The following is a 21,585-nucleotide window of genomic DNA, read 5'->3' as shown; positions in this document are numbered from 1 at the left end:
TGCCTCTCAGAACCAGGTCAGGCCGCGGAGCAGCTCGGCGACCACCGTCAGGATGACACCCGCCACGCCGAGGAGCGCGACGATCGCAACCCCGAAGATCAACGGTGCAAGCACGATCCGCAGTAACTGCGCGGCCCGCTCGGCCGACTCTTCGTAGTACCGCGCCAGATCCGCCAGCACGCCGGGCAGATCACCCCGCGGACCCGCCACGCGCACCGCCATCACCCAGGTCGGTGGTAACGCCGACTCGCGCTCCGCCGCTGTGGAGAGGTCGATACCCTGCTCCAGTTGGCCGGCCAGCCGTTCGGCCGCACCTCGCAGCGCGCTGCTGCCGCAGGCCGCGCCAGCCGTACGAAGCAGATCGGGCAGCGGTGCCGTACGCAGGGCCGCGAGTGCCCCAACATGCGTAAAACGTGCGAGCGCACTGTTCCGGTACATGCCGCGGATGCCCGGAACGCTGCGCAGCACAGCGTCGCGAACGTGCACCAACGGCCGTAGCGCCAGCAGGATCACGACCAGTACCACCAATGCCAACATGAGGGCGAGTGTGAGATCGACAGCCGACCACATGCGCGCGATTGAAAACACGACCTCCTGGTACACAGATACGCCCCGCCCAATTCCTGATTCGACCATGTCACGGAAAGCCCCCTCGAGCTGCGGCAGCACCGTGCGCATCACGAAGCTGAGAACCGCCCATGTCAACAGCAGTACAGTCAGTGGATACGCCAGCGCCGCCGTGAGTGACTGTCGGAAGGCCGTTGTGCGACGGCTCGCCGCGATCACACTGTAGAGTACGCCTGAAACATCCCCCGTCTGCACCCCTGCACTGACCACCGCGCCGTACCCAGGTGGAAATCGTCGCCGGTGTTTCTCCAGCGCCGTTTCGAGCGATGTGCCCGCGTGCAACTCATCCGCCAGGTCGACAAACAGCCGGCGCAGCCGGCGCGAACCGACATCCTGCGCGAGTTGGCGCAGCCCCTCGTCCAACGGCACGCCGGCGCGCGTCAGCACCGAGAGCTGCTCGTTGAAGAAGGTGAACTCATCCAGCGTGAGCGGCATGAAATACGCCGCGCCCCGCGTGGGCCGGACGGTGTGGACCTGCACACCCAGGCGTTCAAGCGTTGCGGTCGCCTCGGCCGGAGAGTTCGCTTCAATGGTGCCCGTCAGACCACCACCGGCCGAAAACCGTCCCTCGTAGTCGAAGTGTGGCATGCGTACCTCAATTTTCCACGTCGCGCCGCTGCGCGGGAGTGCTCAACAATCAACTACGGCGGGGGGATGGGGGCGTCGCAACGGGAGGAAACAATTCCGCTCTGGCAGGATCGCGAGCCATGCCCTTGGGTTCACGCACATCCGTCGGGCTCCACGGCTCGGCCCTTCAGCACCCCAAGCACGCGCTCCACCTCCACCTTCGTGGTGCGCCCCATCTGCAACAACCGCCCCGCGTCCCCGCGCAACGACGGCGCCGTCGCAAAAGCGGTCGCGAGCATCTCCGCATCACCGCCGGCGAGCAAGGCCGACCGCACGTCGGATGTGACCTCGGCCAGCTCGCCGATCGCCATCCGCCCCGCGTAGCATGAACCGAGACACCCCGTACAACGTCCGTTATCCCGCTCCGTCACCCCCGTGCCGCCACAGGTCCGGCACACCGTGCGCAGCAGCCGCTGGGAAAGCACTGCCGCGACCGTGCTCGTCAACTGGTAGGGAGCTACGCCCATCTCGCGTAGCCGCGTCAGTGCCTCGGCCGGCGATCCGCTGTGCAGCGTGGTCAGCAACAGGTGGCCGGTGAGCGCCGCGTCGATCACGAGGTGGGCGGTTTCCGCATCGCGTACTTCGCCAACCATCAGGATCTCCGGATCCTGCCTCAGCAGACTCCGCAGCGCCGTGGCATAGGTGAGGCCGCGGTGCGGTACCACTTCGATCTGCGTAATGCCCGCGTGCCGAATCTCGACGGGGTCTTCCAGCGTCAGGATGCTCGCCCCTTGGCGCACCTGCGAAAGATGAGCCAACAGTGCGTGCAGAGTCGTGCTCTTTCCGCTACCCGCCGGTCCGCAAACGATCAGCAACCCCTGCGGCAGTTCGAGCAGCGCGCGGAGCCGCACCACGAGTTCCGGCGCATGGCCCAACTCGTCCAGGCCCCGTATTTCCATCGCAGCCGGCAGCAGCCGCAGCACGACACGCTCACCGTGCAACGTCGGAAAAGTCGCCACACGGACATCGCCCGGACACTGCGCCCCGGCGGGAATGGCTCCCTCCTGCGGCACATCAACGCGATAGGTAAGCAGCCCTGCGAGCACCTTCAAGCGGGCGATGACGTTCGGTGTGATCGCAGGCGGCAGCAACTCGACTTCGTGCAGCAGCGCATCCACCCGAAAGCGGACACGCAGTGCACTGGCGCTCGCCGCCGGCTGCGGCTCGAAGTGCACATCGCTCGCACCGGCGCGAAACGCCCGTTCGAGCAGGTCATCCACCAGCGCTACGACCGCATCCATGGTGATGCTCCCGCGCCCGCGCAAGACAAGTACGCCAACCGCGGCCGGCGGTCGCAGCCCCGCCGCCGACAGGCCCACGATACCCCAGGATGACCCCGCCGCAACCGCGTGCCCCCTGCGGTGCTCCCTTCAGCCGCTTACGCGTATACCCCCACCCGCCGCACTTCGTCGAGCAGCCATCGGTAGGTATCCAGGGTCACCCCCGGCGGGATCGAATGGTCGGAGTGGTACATGTAAGCACGCTGCTCCATCCCGGCCTTCATCTTGCTGTGCAGTTCGGCCCGGATCTGCTCCCGGTCGTTCGTGGCCAGTACCGTGACGTCGATGTTGCCCACGAAACCGAGCCGCTGACCGTACTGGGGCGCCAACTCGCGCACATCCATGCTTGCGCGCGATTCGAGCGGATTGATCGCATCCACGCCGGCTTCGATCAGGTCATTCAGGAGCAGCCGAATGTCACCGTCCGAGTGGAAAATCACAGGCATGCCGCGCTGCTTGAACTCTGCAAAGAACCGCGTGTGGCTCGGCTTCGAGAACTGCCGGTAGTGCCGGGGACTCATGAACGGCCCGTTCTTGTAGGCCGTGTCACCGTAGATGAACGCCCCGTCGCACACCATGCCCTCGGCCTCCAGCAGCCGGAACATGTCGATCTCGAATTGTGTGTAGGTCTCAAAGACGTCCTGGATCCACTCCGGCCATTTCAGCATCCCTTTGAGCATGGTCTCGTGCCCAAGCACGTCTTTAACCGACTCGATTACCTCCACCCCGGCAAAGCAGATAAACTTGCCCGCGGCCTTCGCGCGTTGGTAGCGCGGCCAGAACTCCTCCCACCGCACACGGTTGCGCGCTGCCTGCAGGAGCGGCTTGACCTTCCGCCACTTGTCCGGCGTGTCGATGCCGAAGCTGACGTGCTCCGGCGTACCCATCTTGTGCTTCCACCAGCGCATCACGGCTTCGTTGCCGTCGCGCTGCAGAATCCACTCCTCGCTCTCCTCCAGCACTTCGGGCGGCACCATGCGCAGGCGCTGGTCCGGCCAGCCCACCTGCATCAGGTCGAAGTCGAAATACTCCCACAGGGTGAGCCGGTCGTAGTTGTCCGGCCGGGAGGCGTGAATGCCGCAGGCCAGTCGTGGATCGTTGAGCGCGGTGACGTAGGTCTGTTCCGCCTCGGCCCAGTACCAGTCGAACATGGGTACGCGGTCGTGCGGCTGCCGGGCGAGCATCCGCGCAACTCGCTCACACGAAGTCAGCGTAGCGGGCATGGCAACTCCGAAGCCGCACGGCAACACTCCCCCCCACTCGCAGAGGGTGGGTGGGGCGGGCGGGGGGCCAGGCGGCAGCGCTTCAGGCCTATCGAGAGACCAGCTTGCGTGCCAGTTCGGCACCGGTCGCGGCGTCCTTGCCGTAGCCGTTCGCACCGATCTTGTCGGCGTAGTCCTGCGTGATTGGGGCGCCACCGACGAGAACCATGGGGGTCGGTTGCAAATTGGCAGCGCGCAGGGCCTTCACGGCCTCTTCCATCGCCGGCATCGTCGTGGTCAACAACGCGCTGATCGCAACGATATGGGCCTTGTGCTCGCGACAGGCACTCACGAACCGCTCGGCCGGCACGTCGACACCGATGTCGATCACCTCGAAACCGACGCCTTCGAGCATGGTGGATACCAGGTTCTTGCCAATGTCGTGCAGATCGCCCTTGACGGTCCCCACGATCGCAGTGAACTCCGGCTTGATACCCGCCGCAACAAGCAGCGGCTTCAGGACGGCCGTGCCCGCCTTCAGGGTCTCAGCCGAAATCAGTACTTCGGGAACAAAATACTCACCGTCGCGAAAGAGGCGGCCGACTTCTGCCATGCCTTTGAGCAGGCCCTGTTGGAGAACGTCGTTCGGGGCGCTGCCCTCCTGGACGGCTTGCCGGACGAGACCGGGTACAGCATCCTCGTCGCCATCAAGGACGGCCTTCGCGATCTTTTCGAGTAGGGACATCGTTGACTCCAGACGTTCCATTGACGCAACGTCGCGTCGAATATTCGGATGCGTTAGTATATGGCAGGTCCCGTAGGTGGTACAAGGGGCAGGATAAACCGTTTTATCCTGCTCCCGTGAGCTTCTCCCGATAAGCGACCACTGACAGTGTTCTGCGGCCCTTGCTGAAGGTCACCGCCACGCTCATGAGAACATTTTTATCATTTTAGCGGATGAACTCTCGCCCCACCCCACCCCGGCATGGTATCATTCCGAATCCGACGACAATGAAACCTTTTATCCGGAGCCCGCGCCATGGTTCCCACCTCCCGCAACGCTCAAACCCGCACCTATCGCAAGCCCGCGCTCGCGACCGCCGACCTTCTCATGTTCGGACGCTGTCCAGAGCCCGTGCGAACGCGTTCGGGTCTCACTCTTGGCGCCGGCGAGGTGTACCCCGAGATAAATTTCACACTTCCTCCCATGCCGATCACGTCAGAGACCTGGCCCAAGATCCGGGAGATTTATTCGCAGCTCATGGACGCCCTGCTTGGCCGTGCACACGACCTCGCGTTGCCCGGCCTCGTTGTCGAGTTTGAACAGCTTCCGCCCATGACCGCCACGCCCGGATGGGGTGCCGAGTTGACCGAACTACTCGCGACGAAGCTCCGGCAAGCCCAGGAGTCCTTTGGCCTCAAATCCGCGCTGCGCGTTACGATCGTCGATCTGCGTGAGGAGCAAAAGCCCCCGCCGCGTCGCAAGGGTGAACCATGGGACCACATGCGCGCCTCTTTGGAGCAGTGTGCGGCGCGCGGTGCGGACTTCCTATCGATCGAATCCACGGGCGGCAAAGAGGTCCACGACCTCGCCCTCACCCGCGGGGACATTCCCGGGATCATCTTTGCCCTGGGCGTGCTCGCCCCGCGTGATATGAGCTGGCTCTGGGACCAGTTCGTCGAAGTCGGCAATGCCCACAACGTGCTGGCCGGCGGCGACACGGCCTGCGGTTTCGCCAATACCGCCATGCAGCTCGTCGGCCAGAAAATGCTGCCGGATACACTTGCCGCCGTCGTCCGGGCGCTGTCCAGCGTGCGGAGTCTTGTGGCGTACGAGCGCGGCGCCGTGGGACCGTCGAAGGATTGTGCTTACGAGGGTCCGGTGATGAAGGCCATCGCCGGCGTACCGATCAGCATGGAGGGCCGTTCCGCTACTTGCGCACACCTCTCGCCCATCGGCAACATTGCCGGCGCGGCCTGCGACCTTTGGAGCAACGAGTCCGTGGCCGACGTACGACTGCTATCCGGACCGGCTCCGATCGCCTCACTCGAATCGCTCGCTTACGACTGCCGACTTTTCAATGTGGCCCTGCAGCGCGGCACCGAGAAGACCCTGCGGGATCTGCATGTTGAAAGCGATGCTCCGCACAGTGCCCAGGCCGCACTCATGACCCCTGTGGCCACCTTGAAATTGGCCGCCGCGATTACGAGCGAAACCGACCCTTATCGTCGGGCGCTGGCGGCCGGACGCACGGCATTCGCGTTGCTCGACGAGGCCCGCGCCTCGGAAGCACTCCGCATGGATGGGCGCGAGGCCCGCTGGTACGACAAATTGCGGACCGCCTTCGACGCCCTGCCCGAGGATGCCGCGACTCTCCAAGCCCAAATCCAACCGAAGTATGGCGCCCTTTACAGCCCGGAGGCCTACGATCTTTCGGCCTAGAATCTGAGCGGAGACGGGCCGGCGCGGGTGCCGCGCGCTACCGAGGAGCCGTATGCTGCCCCCCCACCACCACAGCCCCAACGCCACCGCCCAGAACGGTGCGCCGCGCCTCGTCCGCTTTGATGAGGTCACCCCCGATCGCGGCCAGATCGCCCGCCTCGTCGGACTGCAACCGGGGCGCGAACGACATCAGCGCTGGTTCGACCTGCTCGACAAGCTGCTGGCGGAACTGCCGCGATTGATGCGCCCACGGGCGGTTTTCCGCGTGGACGACGTCGTCGAACTGAAGCCCGGCCACATCGCCCTGTCAAACGGCGTGGTCTTTCACGGGGCCGTCGGCGCATTCCTCAAACACTCGGTCAAGATCGCCACCTTCATCGTCACCGTCGGCTCCGGGCTAGAAAGACTCAGCCACCGCTGGATGCGTGCCGGCAAGGTCATGCCTGCCACAATCGTCGACGCGATCGCCTCCGAGAGTGCCGAGGCCTGTGCTGAACGGGTACAGACGGAAGTGCAGACCTACGCGCACGCGGTGGGACTCGCGATCACCCCGCGCTACAGCCCCGGCTATTGCGGCATGTCGGTGCGGGAACAGGTGCCCCTTTTCAGATCACTGCCGGCCGCAGAAATCAACGTCCGCCTCAAGCCAAGTTGCCTGATGATCCCGATCAAGTCCGTCTCCGGGCTGATCGGGCTCGGACCGCGCGAGTTGGTCGGTCCGGGCGGCTATCCCTGTGAACGGTGCGACCTGGACGATTGCATGCAGCGCCGGGCGGCGTTCGTGGGGCTTCCGCCGGGTTCGTGCCAGGCACAGGGCGCCATCGGCGACACTTGTCTGCCGTCTCAGTGACCGCGCCACCCGCCCGCGCTCACGATCGGATTCCTCGGCCGCCAGCCGCGGCGACTACGGCCTCGAAAAGCCGTCGGTGCGGCCAGCGGTCGATCAGGTTCTCGGGGTGCCACTGCACAGCGAGCAGAAAGCGGCCGTCGCGCGTATCTTCTGACGCTTCGACGAGGCCATCGCGCGCGTGCGCAACCGCGCGCAAGTTGCTTCCCTGGTGCAGCGGCGCAACCGCCTGGTGGTGACGGCTGTTCACCTCGAGCACGGACATCCCCACGATCTCCGCCAGGAGTGACTCCGGCGCGATCTGCACCTCGTGGAAGGCGCTCTGCTCCCGCGGGAGGTGGTGGACGATGCGCGGTTGCGTAGGCAGATCGTCGATGTGCTGAACGAGCTTGCCCCCGCGAAGCACATGCAACATCTGAAAGCCGAGGCAGATGGCGAGCGTCGGCTTGCGCAACTCTTCGAGGCGGTGGATGAGCGCAAGGTCGAACGCTTCACGGCGCGGATGCATCGTTTCGGTCTGCGAATGGGGGTTCTCGCCGTAGTGGCGCGGATCGAGGTCGTAGCCCCCCGTCAATACGATGGCATCGACACGCGCGAGCAATTCGTCGAGCAGTGCCGTGTCCGGCTCGAGCAGCACCGGGAATAATACCGGCAGCCCCCCCGCGGCCAAGACCGCATCGCTGTAGGCCGCGCTGAGCGTGGCACGCGCACGTGGCGGATCGGCGTCATGATCGAACCCAAAGCTGCAGTTGATCCCGATGATAGGGCGCACGGACGGTCCTTTCGCTGCGGCCTGCCCCGCGGGCGGACCCGGTTCACGCCGGCCGTTGCACCGCGCGCGGGTGCCGCTATAGTAACGCGCGGTTTCGGCGCGGTCCCCGGCCTTCCCGGCCCGGGGTACCCTCCCATTCCTGCGGCGGCCCCTCGGTCGCCGGGACGGAAGCGAGGTTCTGTTGGTGGCAGCGTCAGCGCGACTCGAATCCGCGGAGCGGTGGGCGTACGGAGTCCTCGCGGGGTGGGTGCTCCTGGTCGGTGTAGCCGGCGCGGTTACGGCTGCAGCACAGGAGTCCGAAGCCCCTGAGGGCATGACCGTCGGAAGGGTGGATTTCCTCGGTCTGGAGACGATCTCGGAAGGATTCGTACGCCGACTGGTGCGAACCCGCCCAGACCAGCCGCTGAACCGCGGGCAGGTCGCGGACGATGTTCGGGCACTGCTGCAATCGCGGAAATTCCTCGCGGCCTTCGCCACCACCGCGGTGGAAGAGGGGAAGGCCGTAGTGCGCTACAACGTCCGAGAGAAGCCGGCGGTGCTCGCGGTCGAACTGGAAGGGAACAAGCGCTTCGAGGACAAGGAGCTGTTCGAGCTCACGCCGGTCCCGAATACGCCCTTGGATGCGTGGGAGGTCAACCGGGGTCGCGAGGACATTCTCCAGAAGTACCGCCAGGCGGGCTATTACTACGCGACGGTCACGATCGACGAGCTGGCGCTGCAGTCCGAGGGCCGGGTGATCTACCGGATCACCGAAGGACCGCGCGTGCGCGTGCGTGACATTGACTTCGAAGGCAACCGCGCCTTGGGCACGCGCCGCCTGCGGGCCTTGGTGCAGTCGCAGACGTACATCTGGATCTTCCGAGCTGGTGCGCTCGACGAGGACCAGGCCGAGCGCGACACCCTCGCACTGCAGCAGCTCTACCGTGACGAGGGCTACCTGGATGCCCGCGTGGGCTACCGGCTCGATTTCGACGAGATCGCGCGGGCGGATGTACGGCTCATCTTCGTCATGGAAGAGGGTCCGCGCTACACCGTGCAGGACATCGTGGTACGCGGCAACGAAGTCTTCAGCACCACGCGGCTGCGTGAAGAGATGGAGTTGCTGCCGGGGCGCCCCGCCCGCAACGAGCTGGTCCGCCGCGACACGGAGCGGCTGCGCGACCTGTACGGCGGGAACGGCTACATCGATGCCCGGATCCAGACCACCTTCGATTATCTCGAAGAACCAGGTCTGGTCGTCCTGCGGTACGATATCGATGAGGACGAGCAGTATCGGTTCGGGCGTATCACGATCCGGGGGAATCTTCAGACCAAGGACGAGGTTGTCCGACGCGAGCTGCGCTTTTATCCCGGGCAGTTCTACAACACGAACGAGGTGCGCCGCGCAACGCAGCGCCTCCGCGAGACGGGGCTCTTCCGCCCGGAAAGCATCGAGATCGTGCCGCTCGAACCGATCGACGATACACGCGAGGCCCTTGTGACGATCGAGGAGACCGAGACGACGCAGTTCCTCGTCGGCTTCGGCGTCAGCACCGACAGCGGCCTGGTCGGGTCGATCTCGCTGGACAACCGGAACTTCGATCTCTTCGCCGTACCACGTACCTGGGGAGAATTCTTCCGCGGCCGGTCGTTCAAAGGTGACGGACAGCGCCTGCTGATCCAATTTGAACCCGGCACCGAGCTCACGCGCTTTCGCATCTCCTTCACCGAGCCGTACCTCTTCGATCAGCGCATCCGGTTCGACTCGTCGGCCTACCTGTTCCAGCGTGGTCGCGACGGCTACGACGAACAACGACTTGGCCTGAGTCTGGCGTTGAGTCGGCGTTTCGACGGCGGCTTTCTCGACGGCTGGGCCATCGAGGGTTCGACACGGTTCGAGCTGATCGACATCATGGATGTCGACGTCTTCGCGGCGCGGCAGATCCGTGAGCAGCGCGGTGACCACACGCTCGCGACGCTGAAGGGGGCGATCGTCCGTGACCAGACCGACAGCCGCTTGTTCCCGACCGAGGGGTACCGCCTGAGCTTCGCATGGGAGCAGGCGGGACTGCTGGGTGGTGACTTCACCTTCAGCAAGCCCTCTTTCAGCGCAGCGTGGTACAAGACGCTGCAAACCGACATCCTCGATCGCAAGAGTGTGCTGGCCGTGCGGGCGGACGTGGCGTACATCTTCGGTGATTACCCCATGTTCGAGGCGTACTACGCGGGCGGCTTTGGGTCGCTCCGCGGATTCGCGTATCGCGGCATCTCTCCTCGCAATGGTGTTTACAAGAACGCGATCGGTGGCAACTTCATCGTCCTCACCGGGGCGGAGTACTCCTTCCCGCTGTATGGCCAGAACCTGCGCGGTGTAACTTTCGTGGACATGGGCACGGTCGAGGAGGGCTTCGGCATTTCCGCCTGGCGCGTGGCGGCCGGCTTCGGCGTGCGCTTGCAGGTGGACTTCTTCGGACCGGTACCAATCGTGTTTGACTTCGGTTTCCCGCTGATCAAACAGGGCGACGACAATACCCAGGTCTTCAATTTCGCCTTCGGCGCCTCGTTCTGACACCGCCCCGTGCGGGGCCGTCTGACGACCCCGCTCAACCGGGCCCCTCTGCCCACCGATAACCACTGCCGGAGCACCATGACACGCTCGTTCCGCGCGCCCTCGACTCGACGTGGCGCGGCGGGCCGGCTCGTTGCGCTGGCAGCCGTGGGCGCAATCACTGCGCTGGCCGCCGGACAAGCCGGCGAATCAGACCTCAGCACAGCGGCCTGGCGCGGCCAGCACTACCGGCAGGTGAAGTTATTCGACTTCGACGAGCGGCCGCTGGGCAACTTCGGTCGGACGCCGATGTACTGGCAGCCACTGACGGGACCGGGCTTTCCGCGTTTCGCCGCGGGGTTGACCGATGGATTCCTGGACGAAACCACCGGCCACCGGGCGCCCCCTTCCTTCGGCCTGCAACTGCGCGGTGGGAACATCGCCTGGCGCTACGTTCACAACGACCTGCCGCTCGTGCCCGGGTCAGATTATCTGCTGGAGGGGTACCTGCGGGCCGTCGGACTCGAGTATGCCAGTGCGCTGGTTCTGTGCGTGCAGATCGACGACACCGGCACGCCGATTGAAGCCACCCGCTGCGTCAGTGCACGCCTTCGTTCGCGCACGCCCGACGCGCCTGATGAGCCGTGGCAGCGGTTCGAAATCCCCGTCACGGTGGATGATCCGCGCGCCGTACACCTCCAGGTGGAACTCTGGTTGCTGCAGGATACGGCTCTCGACGAGACGTCTGCCCACATCCCCGCTCCGATTGTCAGGCAGGAAGTTGATGCCGCAGTGTGGTTCGACGACCTCGCGCTAGTGCGTGTGCCACGCGTCCGCCTGCTGCACACGCATCCGGGCGGGCTCGTGCACGCGGGCAGACCGGAAGCATGCATCATCGAGGTGTACAACACGACTCTCACGAAGGTGGAAACGGTCTACGAGCTGTTCGATCAGGATAGCGCGCGGATCGCGCTCGAGCGGTTTCCGCTGGCAGCCCAGGAACATGCCACCTTCGAGCAGCCGCTGCCGGAACTGGCACCCGGGCTGTACACGGCCCGGGCCACACTGGTGGCAGGAGCCACCGACAAGCTGTTGCAGCGGGAGCTGCGCTTCGCGGTCTTGCCCCTCCGCTTCGAGCGGCGGGTGCGTTACCCCGAGTTGGGTATCAATCTCGGCTGCTGGCCGGATGCAACCGCGGCAGGTGCCGTCGACCTCGTCACGACGCTGGGTGGCGGAGCGGTGAAAGTCGGACTGACGACTTCCGGGACAGCGGCGGACGACATTGAGAGTGAATACCTGGCGCGCGCCCATGAACTGACACGGGAGCTCGCGCTCGCGCAAATCGAGACCACCGGAGTCCTCCTCGCCGGACACCCGGCGATGACCTCCGCGCAGCGCCCCGCGACCTATGGTCTGTTACTTGAGGATCCGCGCTGGATCGAGCGGGTCGGGCCGGTTTTCGCGCGCTTTGGCGGGTTGATCACGGCCTGGCAGCTCGGGGAAGAGTCCGGCGAGCTGGACGGACCGCGCGCCTGGACCCCTGCCGCCCTGATGGAACTCCGCGAGCGACTGCGGCGTTTCGTGACCATTCCCCAGTTGGTCGTGCCGCGCGCCATCTTCGACTTGGGCGACGCCGGCACGCTGTTCGAGGCGGAAGTCGGCACTGCGCCCGAACCCGTCACCGACCCGTGGACTTCACTCGATGTACCTTCCCTGCGACCCTTCGCGTTTTCGTTCTGGCTGCCGGGCGATGTCCCCGCGCACCTAGTCCCGTGGCACCTCGCGCCATGGATCGCCGCGGGCGGTGCCCTGCCGACCGCCGAGAGTGGGCGCAGCCCGGCTTTCTGGCTCCACATCGACGCGCCGACTAATCTCGACCCGCGTGCCCAGGTCATCGATCTGGCACGGCGCGTTGTGCTCGCCGCAACGGCGCAACCCGATCGGCTTTTCGTGCCCGCCCCATTCGAGTACGTGCATACGTCCGGACGCGGCGCGTGGCAGCCCACGATTCGCTACATTCCGTTGCGCACCCTACTTCACGAGCTTTCCGGCCGGCGCGCCATCGACACCTTCCACTTCGAGCCCGCAACCGTGGCCGTGCTATTCGAAGGCGAAGACTCCTATACACTCGCGGTTTGGACCTGGGACGAAACGGGCACCACCCCGCCGCTGGACCTTTATCTCGGCGCAAGCACACGGGCGACCGCGCTCGACGGCAGTTCACCCGCGTTGTCCTACGATGGGGACCGTGTTCGGGTGCCGGTTGCACCGGAGCCGTTGTTGCTGACGGGCGTGGATGCCCCCTTGCTCTGGTTGCACCATAGCTTCGCGGTGCAGCCCTCCTTTCTGCAACTGCACGACCCCGCGACCCGGCCCGTACTGCGACTCCGCAATCCCTGGCGCGAGGCGCTGCAGGCACAGATCGAGCTGACCGCGCCCGAGGGCTGGCAGGTCGAACCTGCCCCGCTGCGGATCTCCGTCCCGCCGGGCGCGGCCTTTGAGCAGCCCCTCACGTTTGCGATTCCACCCCGGCAGGTCGCCGAGACCCGCAACCTGCACGTGGCATTACTCATCGAGCGGCCGCACACGGCCGCCCTGCACTTCGACGTACCGATCGAGATTGGGCTGACGGACCTCGACATCGTCTCCACCGCGTGGTGGGAGGGCGACACGTTGATAATCGAACAGTCGCTGGAGAATCGCACCTCCCAGCCGGTGAGTTTCAACACGTTCTGCCAAGCCCCACGCTTCGCCCTTCAGGAGGGTGTACTCCTGAACGTCTCACCCGGGATCCGACGCTTGCAACGGTACCGCTTCCCGGCCGCACGCGACCTCGCAGGACAGCAGCTCTGGACCGGTGTGCAGGAGATCGGCGGTCCGCGCAAACTCGACCAACTTGTCGCAGTGCCCTGAAGAGGGCACAATAGAGGCCGAAGGTGTGCTGCGTCAGGGCGCGGCGGCCGTCGGGTCGAAACCGTGGGGGGACTGCGACAGGAATCTCACATGGCTTCCAAGCCCGAAGATAGCGGCAATGATCAGGTCAACGCGAAGCAAGGCGGCGGTACCGCGACGGCGGAATTCGTGCGCCCCGTGCGCTATGGCGCCATGCGGGTCCTCGGCGAGTTCAGCGCGCGGCCCTCTCTCAAGCTCAACTGCGGCCAGAAGGTCGTGGTCGAAACCGATCGCGGCATTGAATTGGGCGAGCCGGTCGGGGTCTGCGGCTGTGATCGGAAAATGCCCAAGGAGCGCGTTGACGAATACGTAAAGAACAGCGGTCCGGAGTTCTGCAAGCCCCGTTCCGGACGCATCCTCCGGGCGGCCACCGACCAGGACGTTAACGAGCACGAGCACCTGAATGCGCACATCAACGACGATGTGAAGCACTGCGCCGCGCTCGCCGATCAACTGGGTCTGGACATCCGTGTCGTGACTGCGGAGCACCTGCTGGGCGGGGAGCAGATCGTGTTCTACTTCAGTGCCCCCACCCGCATCGATTTCCGCCAGCTCGTGCGGGAACTGGCGCACCATTACCACACGCGGATCGTGATGCGACAGGTCGGCGCACGAGACGAAGCGCGGCTTGTTGCCGACTACGAGGTCTGCGGCCGGGAGTGTTGCTGCAAGAGTTTCCTCAAGAAGCTGCGGCCCGTCACGATGAAGATGGCCAAGCTGCAAAAATCCACGCTGGACCCGAGCAAGGTATCGGGGCGTTGCGGCCGGCTGCGCTGTTGCCTGCGCTATGAGCAGGAGGGGTACGAGGAGTTGGAACGGACGCTGCCGCGCGTCGGCGCGCGTGTCCTGACCGAACTGGGCGGTGGCACCGTCGTCGATCGCCAGATCCTGACGCACCTCCTGATGGTGCAGATGGACGATGATGATCGGCTGGTAGCGATTCCCAATGAGGAACTGCTGGACGGCCTGCCGCCCGATCGGCGGCTCGAGCGGCCCGAACGCGGCGCCGGCGTTCGACTGCCCCAGGCACCACAGGGCCGATCTGGAGGGCGCCCCCCGCCGGGACGGCGACCGGATGCGCGGTCCGAGCGCGACACAGAGACCTCCGCACCACCGCCCTCGGTCGAATCCATACCCACCCCACCGCCCGCCCCCACAGGCGAGGCACACGGACCTGCGCCCGAAGGCGAAGTCGAGCGGGCGCGGCGACCACGCCGGCGGCGGCGGCACGGGCCCGGTGATGGGGACAGCCCGAGTCGTGGCGGCGCGCCACACCGGGAAGATACAATGCCTCCGGAGCACTCGGCGGAGACCGGCCCCCCCGCGTCCGGGTCCGAAGCGGAGAGCGGCTCCGGGCAGGAACAGAGACGCCGCAAGCGACGGCGCGGACGGCGGCAGCGTCCCCGGTCCGATGGCCCTGGTGAGCGTGGTCCTGCGCCGGACGCAAGTTAGCCGGCGGAGCATAGGAAGCACAGTGATGAAATCAACCCTTCTGGAGCGATTCGAGCGCGCCATCCGGCAGGATCGCCGCTACCCGGCGGAGGCCTATGAATTCCTGCACCGCGGTCTCGACCTCGCGACGCAGTGCAAGTTCGGCGAGGGCAGCGACCGGGTCGGGCACCATGTCACCGGACAGGAGCTCGCCGAAGCCCTGCGCATACTTGCGGTGCGGCAGTGGGGACCGCTCGCACGGGAGGTTCTGCGTCGCTGGAACATCCATCGCACCCGCGATTTCGGCGAGATGGTTTACCTGATGATCGGCATCGGCCTGATGGGCAAGCAAGAGTCGGACGACATCACCGATTTCGACGACGTGTATGATTTCCACCACGCCTTCGGCCACTACCAGATCGAACTGGGCCCTGATACGGCCGATGAGGGCACAGGGGACTGATGGACCGCTACATCCCCAAGCTCCCCCCGACCGCGTGGCACTGGGTTCGCTTCGCTGCATTGGTCACGGGGCTGGTGCTGCTGCTCGGGCTGCTTTACGGCCTGACCCCCGTCCTGACCCCCCTGCTTCTGGCCTTCGCGCTGGCATACATCCTCAATCCGGTGGTCACCTGGTTTGAACAGCGCCACCGTGTAGCGCGTCTCACGACCACGATCGTGGTGTTCTCGCTGGCCGCCCTGCTGTTCACCGGAGGCGGGATCTACGCCGTGACGGCCACAATGGGGCAACTCATTACTTTCCAGGCCCGCTTGCCGATCTATGTGGAGCGCATCGGCACCTTCCTTACTGAGTTGAACCTGCCACAGGGCGAGTGGATCGGTGCCCCGACGACCGCTCCGGACGCCAGTGCTGAAGCCGGACCGACTACACCGCCCGGCCACGTGCTCGATTGGTGGCAGGCCGCCCGCCCATATCTCCAAGAACACGGCACGGCCGTGGCGGGCACCGCCATCCGCACGGTACAGACCGTGTTTTCCAACATTGCGACCATTGCAACCCTCTTCGTGCTCGTACCCATGTTCGCGTTCTATTTCCTCTGGCGCTTCAACGACATGATGGCTGCGGTGCGCGACCACTTGCCCGTGGACTACCGCCCGACAATCGTGCACATCGTCCAAACCGCCGATGAAGCGATTGCCAATTTCTTCCGTGGGCGGCTGATCGTCAGTCTGCTGGTCGGCCTGCTGAGCGCGATCGGCTGGACGCTCGTGGGCGTACCCTATAGCGTGCCACTGGGCCTGCTTGCAGGACTGTTCAATCTCGTGCCCTTCCTCAGCATCCTGGCGCTGCCGCTCGCGCTGCTCTCGGCTTACGCGGGCGCTCTGGATGCCGGCACCGCCTGGACGGTACCCCTGATCCTGACGATGGGGGTTTTCCTCGCGGTGCAGGCGCTCGAGTCCTTCCTGCTGAGTCCGGCGATCGAGGGGCAGGCGTCGGGGTTGCATCCGCTTGTGATCGTGGTCGCCCTGCTGATCGGCGCACAGCTCGCTGGCCTGCTCGGGATGTTGCTCGCGATTCCAGTGACCAGTACGCTCAAGGTCCTCGGTGCGCAATATGTCTTGCCTGAGGTACGGCGGCTCGCCGGAGTCCGCGAGCCGCTGACGGATGAGCATGTGACCTACCGGCTCACCCCCGCGGACGATGCTGCCCACGCTGACACCGCCGGTAACGATGCCTCGTCAGACGTGCCCAGGGATGCGTGAACTCGCGGAGCTCTCATGACCAGAACCAACCCGCAATCCTCTGACAAACTGCCGCTGGGCGCCGACCCACACCGGTCGCGCCGCCCCCTGCTGATCTGGAGCGCGGCCTTTGCCTTATGGTTCGCGTTTCTCGTGTGGCTCGCGCTCAGCTACCCCGGGCGCTGATCCGCAGGCCGATCCGGCGGCATGGCCACGGTGCGCGGAGACCTCCCGTTGAACGACTCTGGACAGCCGCCGCACTTCGGTGACATTGATCGGGAGCGGCCGCTGTCGCTCGATCCGCAGGTCTGGTCTGACAACCTGGAAGCTCTCACCCGGCACCAGCCAGAACTGGCGGAGACGCTCGCCGGAGTAGTGCTGCCGTCACCATGGCGTGCGGTATACGGCCTTGATGAAACTCCCACGTGGCGCCTGGAACAGCCGGGGGAGCCACCGCGCTGGCTCGGTGGGACGGCTGCGCCGGGCACGCGCGCCGCGGGACTGTTGGATGGACTCGTTGTCCACGGCAAGAACGTCGCCCTGCCCCGCCTCGGAGCCGGCGCCGAACTGCACCATTTACTCGACCAATTGCCGGCCCATATTGCCGTCTTTGTATTCCCGGAGAATGACGCGACCCTCGCAGCCGTGCTCCACAGCCGTGACTTCAGCGGCGCGCTCGCCTGCGGACGGTGCTACTTCCTGCGGCCCGACAACGCCGAGGTGGCACTGCAACAACTGCTAACCACCTTGCCCGGGCTGCTTCCGCCAGGCGAGATTCTGGTTCCCTGCCTCACGACGCCGGAGCACATCACCACACTTCAGGCGCTGGGGATGCGAATCAGCCGGCAGATCGCCGAGCAGCGCGCCGCTAACCTCGCCACGATCACACCGCGCGCCATCACCCCGGTCATGGATCGGCCGCGCCTCGCCCTGTTTTCGCTGCGACCGAGCATCCACGCACCGTACCTGCACGCCCTCGCCGAACACGCCACTACGCTCGGCTGGCACATCACACCGGCCATCGTCACGGACCCGCGCACGGTCGATGTCACGAGTCACTGTGCAGCCGTGCTGGCCGACACCCCCGAGGTCACGGTGTGCGTGGAGCATGGTCCAGAACTATTCCCACGCCCTCTGCCGGGAATGCCCTTCATCTGGCACCTGGAGAGCCCACCACCTAACTCCGTGCCAGATTCCAACGTCTACCTCGCAGCTTCACCGCGCATTGTGGCCGCACTGCAACAAGCCGGCGTAACACCATCCCAGGTCACGCCGTGGTACTGGGCGTGTGACCCCGCCTGGAGCAAGTTGCAACCAGCCCAGCCGAAGGAGGTCGTGCTGTTTCTGGGTGACCTGCCCGCAGAGACACCAGAAACGTACGGGCTGCGCAACTCGGCCCACCAGCGGCTGTGGGAGGCGATTACAGCCGACATCGCTCAACAGTGGCAAAGCCCGCAGCTCCTGCCGGTTGGGGGCTTACTCGTGGCGGCTGAACGACGCACCGGGCTGCGTATCGACGATGACGGTCTCCGTACAGCCCTGCTGCAACTAATCGAGGACCGGTTGATACCGGCCGTGCTTCAGGTGACGCTCGTGCGCGCCTGTCTGCGCGGGGGTTTACGTGTGGCCGCCGTCGGTCGCGGCTGGGAACGGCTTGCCGGTGCCGAGTTGAAGATCGTTGCGAAACACGCTTCGTCACTGGGGGCACAACGCGCCTTCGCACCCCGCGTGTGTGTCGCCGCTGGTCGGCTGGACCCGCTTGGCCCCGAACTCCTGCTCGCCGCCGCCCGCGGCTGGCCACTGCTGATTCAACGACTGGGCGGCGTGTCTTACAGCAGTATGCTCGGTGAAGTGCTGACCCCGGACGTGCACTTTGCCCCGTTCAATACCCTGTCGGAATTTCAGGAAGCCCTACAATGGGTGTGGGATGGGTCGCCGCAGGTCCGGCAACGGGCCGACCGCACGCGACAGCACGTCGCCGCGAAGCACTCTTTCACGCAACGCCTTGAGTGTCTCGCCGAGGTGCTCCGCAGCATAAGGGCCGGATCGTAGGGGCCCGCTGCGGTACTACTTCCCGCTCGATGCGCGTGGGTAAGGAGAGTTCCATGTCGCGCATGCTGGTCGGGAACGGCCTCACAGATCGAACCGCTCATCCGGTGGCTAGGTGGCTGATCGGCGGGCTGGCTGTGCTGCTTGGATGCCTGCCGGTATGGGGGCAGGAGACGGCGGTTACAGTCCTCGCGGACTTCGAGTCCTCCACCGTGGCGGCTCGGATCGGCGACACGCACGCTGTAGCGCCGGGCGATTGTCGCGTCCGCAACGTGGCGATTCCGGCCCGCGGACAAGGGGCGCTGTCCGTCGAAATTGGCGCCACACAACCCCGCGTGGCGGTGGTGGTGGACCTCGTCTTTCGTGAGCCGATGCGCTTTTCGCAAGCCAACCGCATCGCGGCGTACTGCTGGATTGGTGATGCCCCGATCGGAGTGGCCTTCCGCCTGCGTGACAGTGCCGGCCAGCTCTTCGAAACGCCCGCTCAGAACGTCACGCTTCCAAACCGGTGGGTCGAGGTAGCCAGCGATCTGACACCAACCGCACTGGAGCGGCTGCAAGGCAGCACGGCCCTGACCTTCCCCGTTCAATTAGAGGCCCTGCGGATCGTAACAACACGCCAAGGTCGTCAGACGGTCGTCATCGACGATCTTCAGATGGAGCACCGGGTCGCGGCGCCGGACCTCGTGGCGGGCACATTCAGCTTCGATGAGCCCACAAGGTTCTACGAACCGGGCTCTACGGTACGCGCTGCGGTGGTACTGGAAAATCGCTCGCGACAAGTTGCCCTGAACACCACTGTCAAGCTCGCATGGACGCGGGCCGACGGTTCGGTCCTCCAGACGCAGCAGGCCAATATCAGCTTGCCCGTCAGCGGGATCGACTACCGCTCGACCCGCAAGCTCGATTTCTCCCAGCGCGTGACCGATGCGGGACTCTATCGCCTGGTGGCCGAGGTGCATGCCCCCGGGTGGCCGACCACGAATGTCTTCGAGACGACGATCGCCGTCACACCGAGCAATCGGCGCGTAGCGCGCGGGCGTTCAACTTTCTTCGGGGTGCGCACGAACCTGCTGCGTGAGCCGTTGCAGGATCAACTCCTCGAAATCAGCGTAGCGCGCGACATGGGCGTCAACTTGCTGGCGCTCGATGTACCCTGGGAAACGCTCGAACCCAAACGCGGCAATTTTGATTTCGATACGCTCGCCACTCCCCTCCAGACCATCATTCAACGCGACATGGCCGTGCTGCTGGTACTGACCGAGCCGCCGGACTGGGTTCCGACCGACCCGCAGGAACGACTGCTCGCGATCAGCGATGCCCTCTCTGCAACGCTGACACGTTTTGGGGCCGGACTTCGCAACGTGCTCGTAACACGGGAAACCCTGGGAGAGGATGACCCGGCCGCACACGCCGCCTCGCTGGACGCCATACGTGCGCGCTTGTTACAGCGTCACCCCGACACGGTGGTTTATGGTCCCCTGCTGGTGATTGACTCGGCGGCACAACTCGACATCGGCACATTGCGCAGCGGCGCACCGGATCTGCCACGGGTCTTCCAGACCCGTGGTGATACGGCCACGGCGCTGCGTGACCTCGAGGCCTTCCAAGCCCGCACCGCGTACCGTTGGCAATCTCAGGACCTCTGGCTGCACCACGCTGCCGCTGTGTCGGGAACCGGCCAGACCGCCGATGCCGAAGCCGTGCTGCGGCACTACGTCGCCGCCGCCGCCGCCGGTGTGGGCGGTCTGCTGTGGTCGGATCTGCGCGATGACGACAACGACCCAGCCAGACCGGCACAGCAGCGTGGGCTGATCCGGCGCGACTTCGGTCCGCGCACGACGATGATCGGCTACGCGTCGACCGCCGGATTGCTGACCGGCTTGCGGGGGACCGGTCCCGTTCCGGGAACGCCGGAGGGCTTCGACTCCGCGCTATTCGTGGGCAGTACCCAGCAAATCGGTGTCCTGCTCCCGCCCGCGAACCGGATTCTCCCGGCTGTGCTTGCACCGTTCAGCAGCGCCGCCGGCACCTTTACCGTAACGGATTTCGAGCGCCGGGCAGTGCCCGTGCTCACTTCGAGCTATCCCACGCTGTTTGTCACGGCACCGCGGCCACTGTTCGTGGTGTTGACACTCGAGCGTGCCCAGAGTGAACCGCACCTGACCTTGAGGAAGCCGTGGTTACGGGCCCCCAGCATCGTGTTCGCCGGCGAGAATACCGGCTTCAACGTCGAGTTGGACGCGCTCCAAGAACTTCGTCGCAGTTTCCTGCAGGTGCGGCTGGGGCGCGAGGCGCCTATCGAGGCGTCGTTTCAATCGGCCTCACTGAGTGCCAATGCGGGCGATACGCTGACCCAACGCATCACACTGGCCCCCCGGGCAGAGCAGCGCTTCGAGCACGTGGAACTCACCCTGCGCGCCTCGATCGAGGGGCAAACGGTTGAAGTGCCGCTGACGGTCCGTCCATTGTCACAGGTGCGCGCCCTCACTGCCGAAACAAGTCTGAGCGACCCCCGCTACCGCCTCGACGCGCTGGCACCTGTGGCGGCGGGGCTGCGTCCCACCGCAGAGGTTACTCTGCATGCGGCGTTCAAGGGCGATCGACTCTTACTGGCCTGGAGGATTAAGGACGACCGTCTGATTCCGTTCGCCGTGGACGAAAATGGACGCACCCGCGGCGACTTCATCCTCGTCGGGCTGGCACGCGAGGGCCACCCGCAACACACCGAGGCCCGCCTTACGGTAGCGGGCACACCGAGCATCCTGGCCGTGCATGGCACACCCTCGGCACTGCTCGCTGACTGGCGTATCACGGCAGAGGACGCCCCGGACGGCTTCCGGGTGGTACAACTCAACCTTCCGATTTCACACGAGTTCGGTAAACCATGGATGGCCGACGATCGGCTACTGATCGCAACAACCTACAGCGACGATGACGCGGACGGGTTCCCAGCCGTTCGTCTCCACTGGGGACGCGGCTTGGATGGTACGGGGGTGACCACGGGGTTTCGGTGGGCTGTGGTGAAAAACGAGCGGTAGGCGTGTGAGCAGTACCAGTCGCGCCACCAGTACTCGAAGGGGAAAAAGAAAATGGGTGACACGGAATTGACGCCTACAGGGGA

Annotated in this window: 15 protein-coding genes; 10 read left to right on the top strand and 5 right to left on the bottom strand. The window is 65.4% G+C overall.

Annotated elements, in window-relative coordinates; genetic code table 11:
- Positions 1-6: 6 nt before the first annotated feature.
- The 4 genes from IPM18_10490 to IPM18_10475 all read right to left on the bottom strand — a co-directional run bounded on the left by IPM18_10490 (position 7) and on the right by IPM18_10475 (position 4,481).
- Positions 7-1,215, bottom strand: a complete 1,209-nt coding sequence (locus IPM18_10490; protein MBK9120009.1) for a type II secretion system F family protein — start codon at positions 1,213-1,215, stop codon at positions 7-9.
- Positions 1,216-1,346: 131 nt separating this feature from the next.
- A complete protein-coding gene (gene tadA, locus IPM18_10485) occupies positions 1,347-2,495 on the bottom strand; it encodes a Flp pilus assembly complex ATPase component TadA (protein MBK9120008.1) in 1,149 nt (382 codons plus the stop codon).
- A 137-nt stretch (positions 2,496-2,632) separates the two neighbouring features.
- Positions 2,633-3,757, bottom strand: a complete 1,125-nt coding sequence (locus IPM18_10480) for a hypothetical protein (protein ID MBK9120007.1) — start codon at positions 3,755-3,757, stop codon at positions 2,633-2,635.
- An 88-nt stretch (positions 3,758-3,845) separates the two neighbouring features.
- Entirely contained in the window at positions 3,846-4,481 is a 636-nt protein-coding gene (locus IPM18_10475) for a corrinoid protein (protein ID MBK9120006.1), read from the bottom strand.
- 294 nt (positions 4,482-4,775) lie between these two features.
- Here IPM18_10475 and IPM18_10470 point away from each other — a divergent pair, with 294 nt between their 5' ends.
- The gene (locus tag IPM18_10470; protein MBK9120005.1) at positions 4,776-6,179 is read left to right on the top strand and encodes a methanol--corrinoid methyltransferase; all 1,404 of its coding nucleotides are present in this window, start codon (positions 4,776-4,778) and stop codon (positions 6,177-6,179) included.
- A 52-nt stretch (positions 6,180-6,231) separates the two neighbouring features.
- A complete protein-coding gene (locus IPM18_10465; protein MBK9120004.1) occupies positions 6,232-7,029 on the top strand; it encodes a hypothetical protein in 798 nt (265 codons plus the stop codon).
- A gap of 19 nt (positions 7,030-7,048) precedes the next feature.
- On the opposite strand, the gene IPM18_10460 is transcribed toward IPM18_10465, so the two are convergent.
- Positions 7,049-7,798 (bottom strand): gamma-glutamyl-gamma-aminobutyrate hydrolase family protein, encoded by a 750-nt coding sequence (locus tag IPM18_10460; protein ID MBK9120003.1) that lies wholly within the window; start codon positions 7,796-7,798, stop codon positions 7,049-7,051.
- A gap of 184 nt (positions 7,799-7,982) precedes the next feature.
- Here IPM18_10460 and bamA point away from each other — a divergent pair, with 184 nt between their 5' ends.
- The 8 genes from bamA (at position 7,983) to IPM18_10420 (ending at position 21,502) form a co-directional block, all read left to right on the top strand.
- A complete protein-coding gene (gene bamA, locus IPM18_10455; protein MBK9120002.1) occupies positions 7,983-10,346 on the top strand; it encodes an outer membrane protein assembly factor BamA in 2,364 nt (787 codons plus the stop codon).
- Positions 10,347-10,424: 78 nt separating this feature from the next.
- Positions 10,425-13,238 (top strand): hypothetical protein, encoded by a 2,814-nt coding sequence (locus IPM18_10450; GenBank protein MBK9120001.1) that lies wholly within the window; start codon positions 10,425-10,427, stop codon positions 13,236-13,238.
- Positions 13,239-13,328: 90 nt separating this feature from the next.
- Positions 13,329-14,729, top strand: a complete 1,401-nt coding sequence (locus IPM18_10445) for a hypothetical protein (GenBank protein ID MBK9120000.1) — start codon at positions 13,329-13,331, stop codon at positions 14,727-14,729.
- 25 nt (positions 14,730-14,754) lie between these two features.
- Positions 14,755-15,171 carry a hypothetical protein gene (locus tag IPM18_10440; GenBank protein MBK9119999.1) on the top strand — a complete coding sequence of 139 codons (417 nt, stop codon included), beginning with the start codon at positions 14,755-14,757 and terminating at the stop codon, positions 15,169-15,171.
- Positions 15,171-16,433, top strand: coding sequence for an AI-2E family transporter (locus IPM18_10435; protein ID MBK9119998.1), 1,263 nt, complete (start codon positions 15,171-15,173; stop codon positions 16,431-16,433). Before IPM18_10440 ends, IPM18_10435 begins: the two co-directional genes overlap by 1 nt.
- A 15-nt stretch (positions 16,434-16,448) precedes the next feature.
- The gene (locus tag IPM18_10430; GenBank protein MBK9119997.1) at positions 16,449-16,598 is read left to right on the top strand and encodes a hypothetical protein; all 150 of its coding nucleotides are present in this window, start codon (positions 16,449-16,451) and stop codon (positions 16,596-16,598) included.
- Positions 16,599-16,646: 48 nt separating this feature from the next.
- Entirely contained in the window at positions 16,647-18,464 is a 1,818-nt protein-coding gene (locus IPM18_10425) for a glycosyltransferase family 1 protein (protein MBK9119996.1), read from the top strand.
- A 53-nt stretch (positions 18,465-18,517) separates the two neighbouring features.
- Positions 18,518-21,502, top strand: a complete 2,985-nt coding sequence (locus tag IPM18_10420; protein ID MBK9119995.1) for a hypothetical protein — start codon at positions 18,518-18,520, stop codon at positions 21,500-21,502.
- The last annotated feature ends 83 nt before the right edge of the window (positions 21,503-21,585 follow it).

Source organism: Phycisphaerales bacterium (genome assembly GCA_016716475.1).
Classification (GTDB): domain Bacteria; phylum Planctomycetota; class Phycisphaerae; order UBA1845; family Fen-1342; genus JADJWG01.
The sequence above is the reverse complement of the archived record's forward strand: the minus strand, read 5'-3'. Positions and strand labels throughout refer to the sequence as shown.

What these genes read in the sequence shown, in the direction of transcription:
- IPM18_10445 (MBK9120000.1), top strand. Translation starts at nt 13,329, where the DNA reads ATGGCTTCCAAGCCCGAAGATAGCGGCAATGATCAGGTCAACGCGAAG.
- IPM18_10420 (MBK9119995.1), top strand. Translation starts at nt 18,518, where the DNA reads ATGTCGCGCATGCTGGTCGGGAACGGCCTCACAGATCGAACCGCTCAT.
- IPM18_10435 (MBK9119998.1), top strand. Translation starts at nt 15,171, where the DNA reads ATGGACCGCTACATCCCCAAGCTCCCCCCGACCGCGTGGCACTGGGTT.
- IPM18_10470 (MBK9120005.1), top strand. Translation starts at nt 4,776, where the DNA reads ATGGTTCCCACCTCCCGCAACGCTCAAACCCGCACCTATCGCAAGCCC.
- IPM18_10480 (MBK9120007.1), bottom strand. Translation starts at nt 3,757, where the DNA reads ATGCCCGCTACGCTGACTTCGTGTGAGCGAGTTGCGCGGATGCTCGCC.
- IPM18_10430 (MBK9119997.1), top strand. Translation starts at nt 16,449, where the DNA reads ATGACCAGAACCAACCCGCAATCCTCTGACAAACTGCCGCTGGGCGCC.
- IPM18_10475 (MBK9120006.1), bottom strand. Translation starts at nt 4,481, where the DNA reads ATGTCCCTACTCGAAAAGATCGCGAAGGCCGTCCTTGATGGCGACGAG.
- IPM18_10490 (MBK9120009.1), bottom strand. Translation starts at nt 1,215, where the DNA reads ATGCCACACTTCGACTACGAGGGACGGTTTTCGGCCGGTGGTGGTCTG.
- tadA (MBK9120008.1), bottom strand. Translation starts at nt 2,495, where the DNA reads ATGGATGCGGTCGTAGCGCTGGTGGATGACCTGCTCGAACGGGCGTTT.
- IPM18_10440 (MBK9119999.1), top strand. Translation starts at nt 14,755, where the DNA reads ATGAAATCAACCCTTCTGGAGCGATTCGAGCGCGCCATCCGGCAGGAT.
- IPM18_10450 (MBK9120001.1), top strand. Translation starts at nt 10,425, where the DNA reads ATGACACGCTCGTTCCGCGCGCCCTCGACTCGACGTGGCGCGGCGGGC.
- IPM18_10465 (MBK9120004.1), top strand. Translation starts at nt 6,232, where the DNA reads ATGCTGCCCCCCCACCACCACAGCCCCAACGCCACCGCCCAGAACGGT.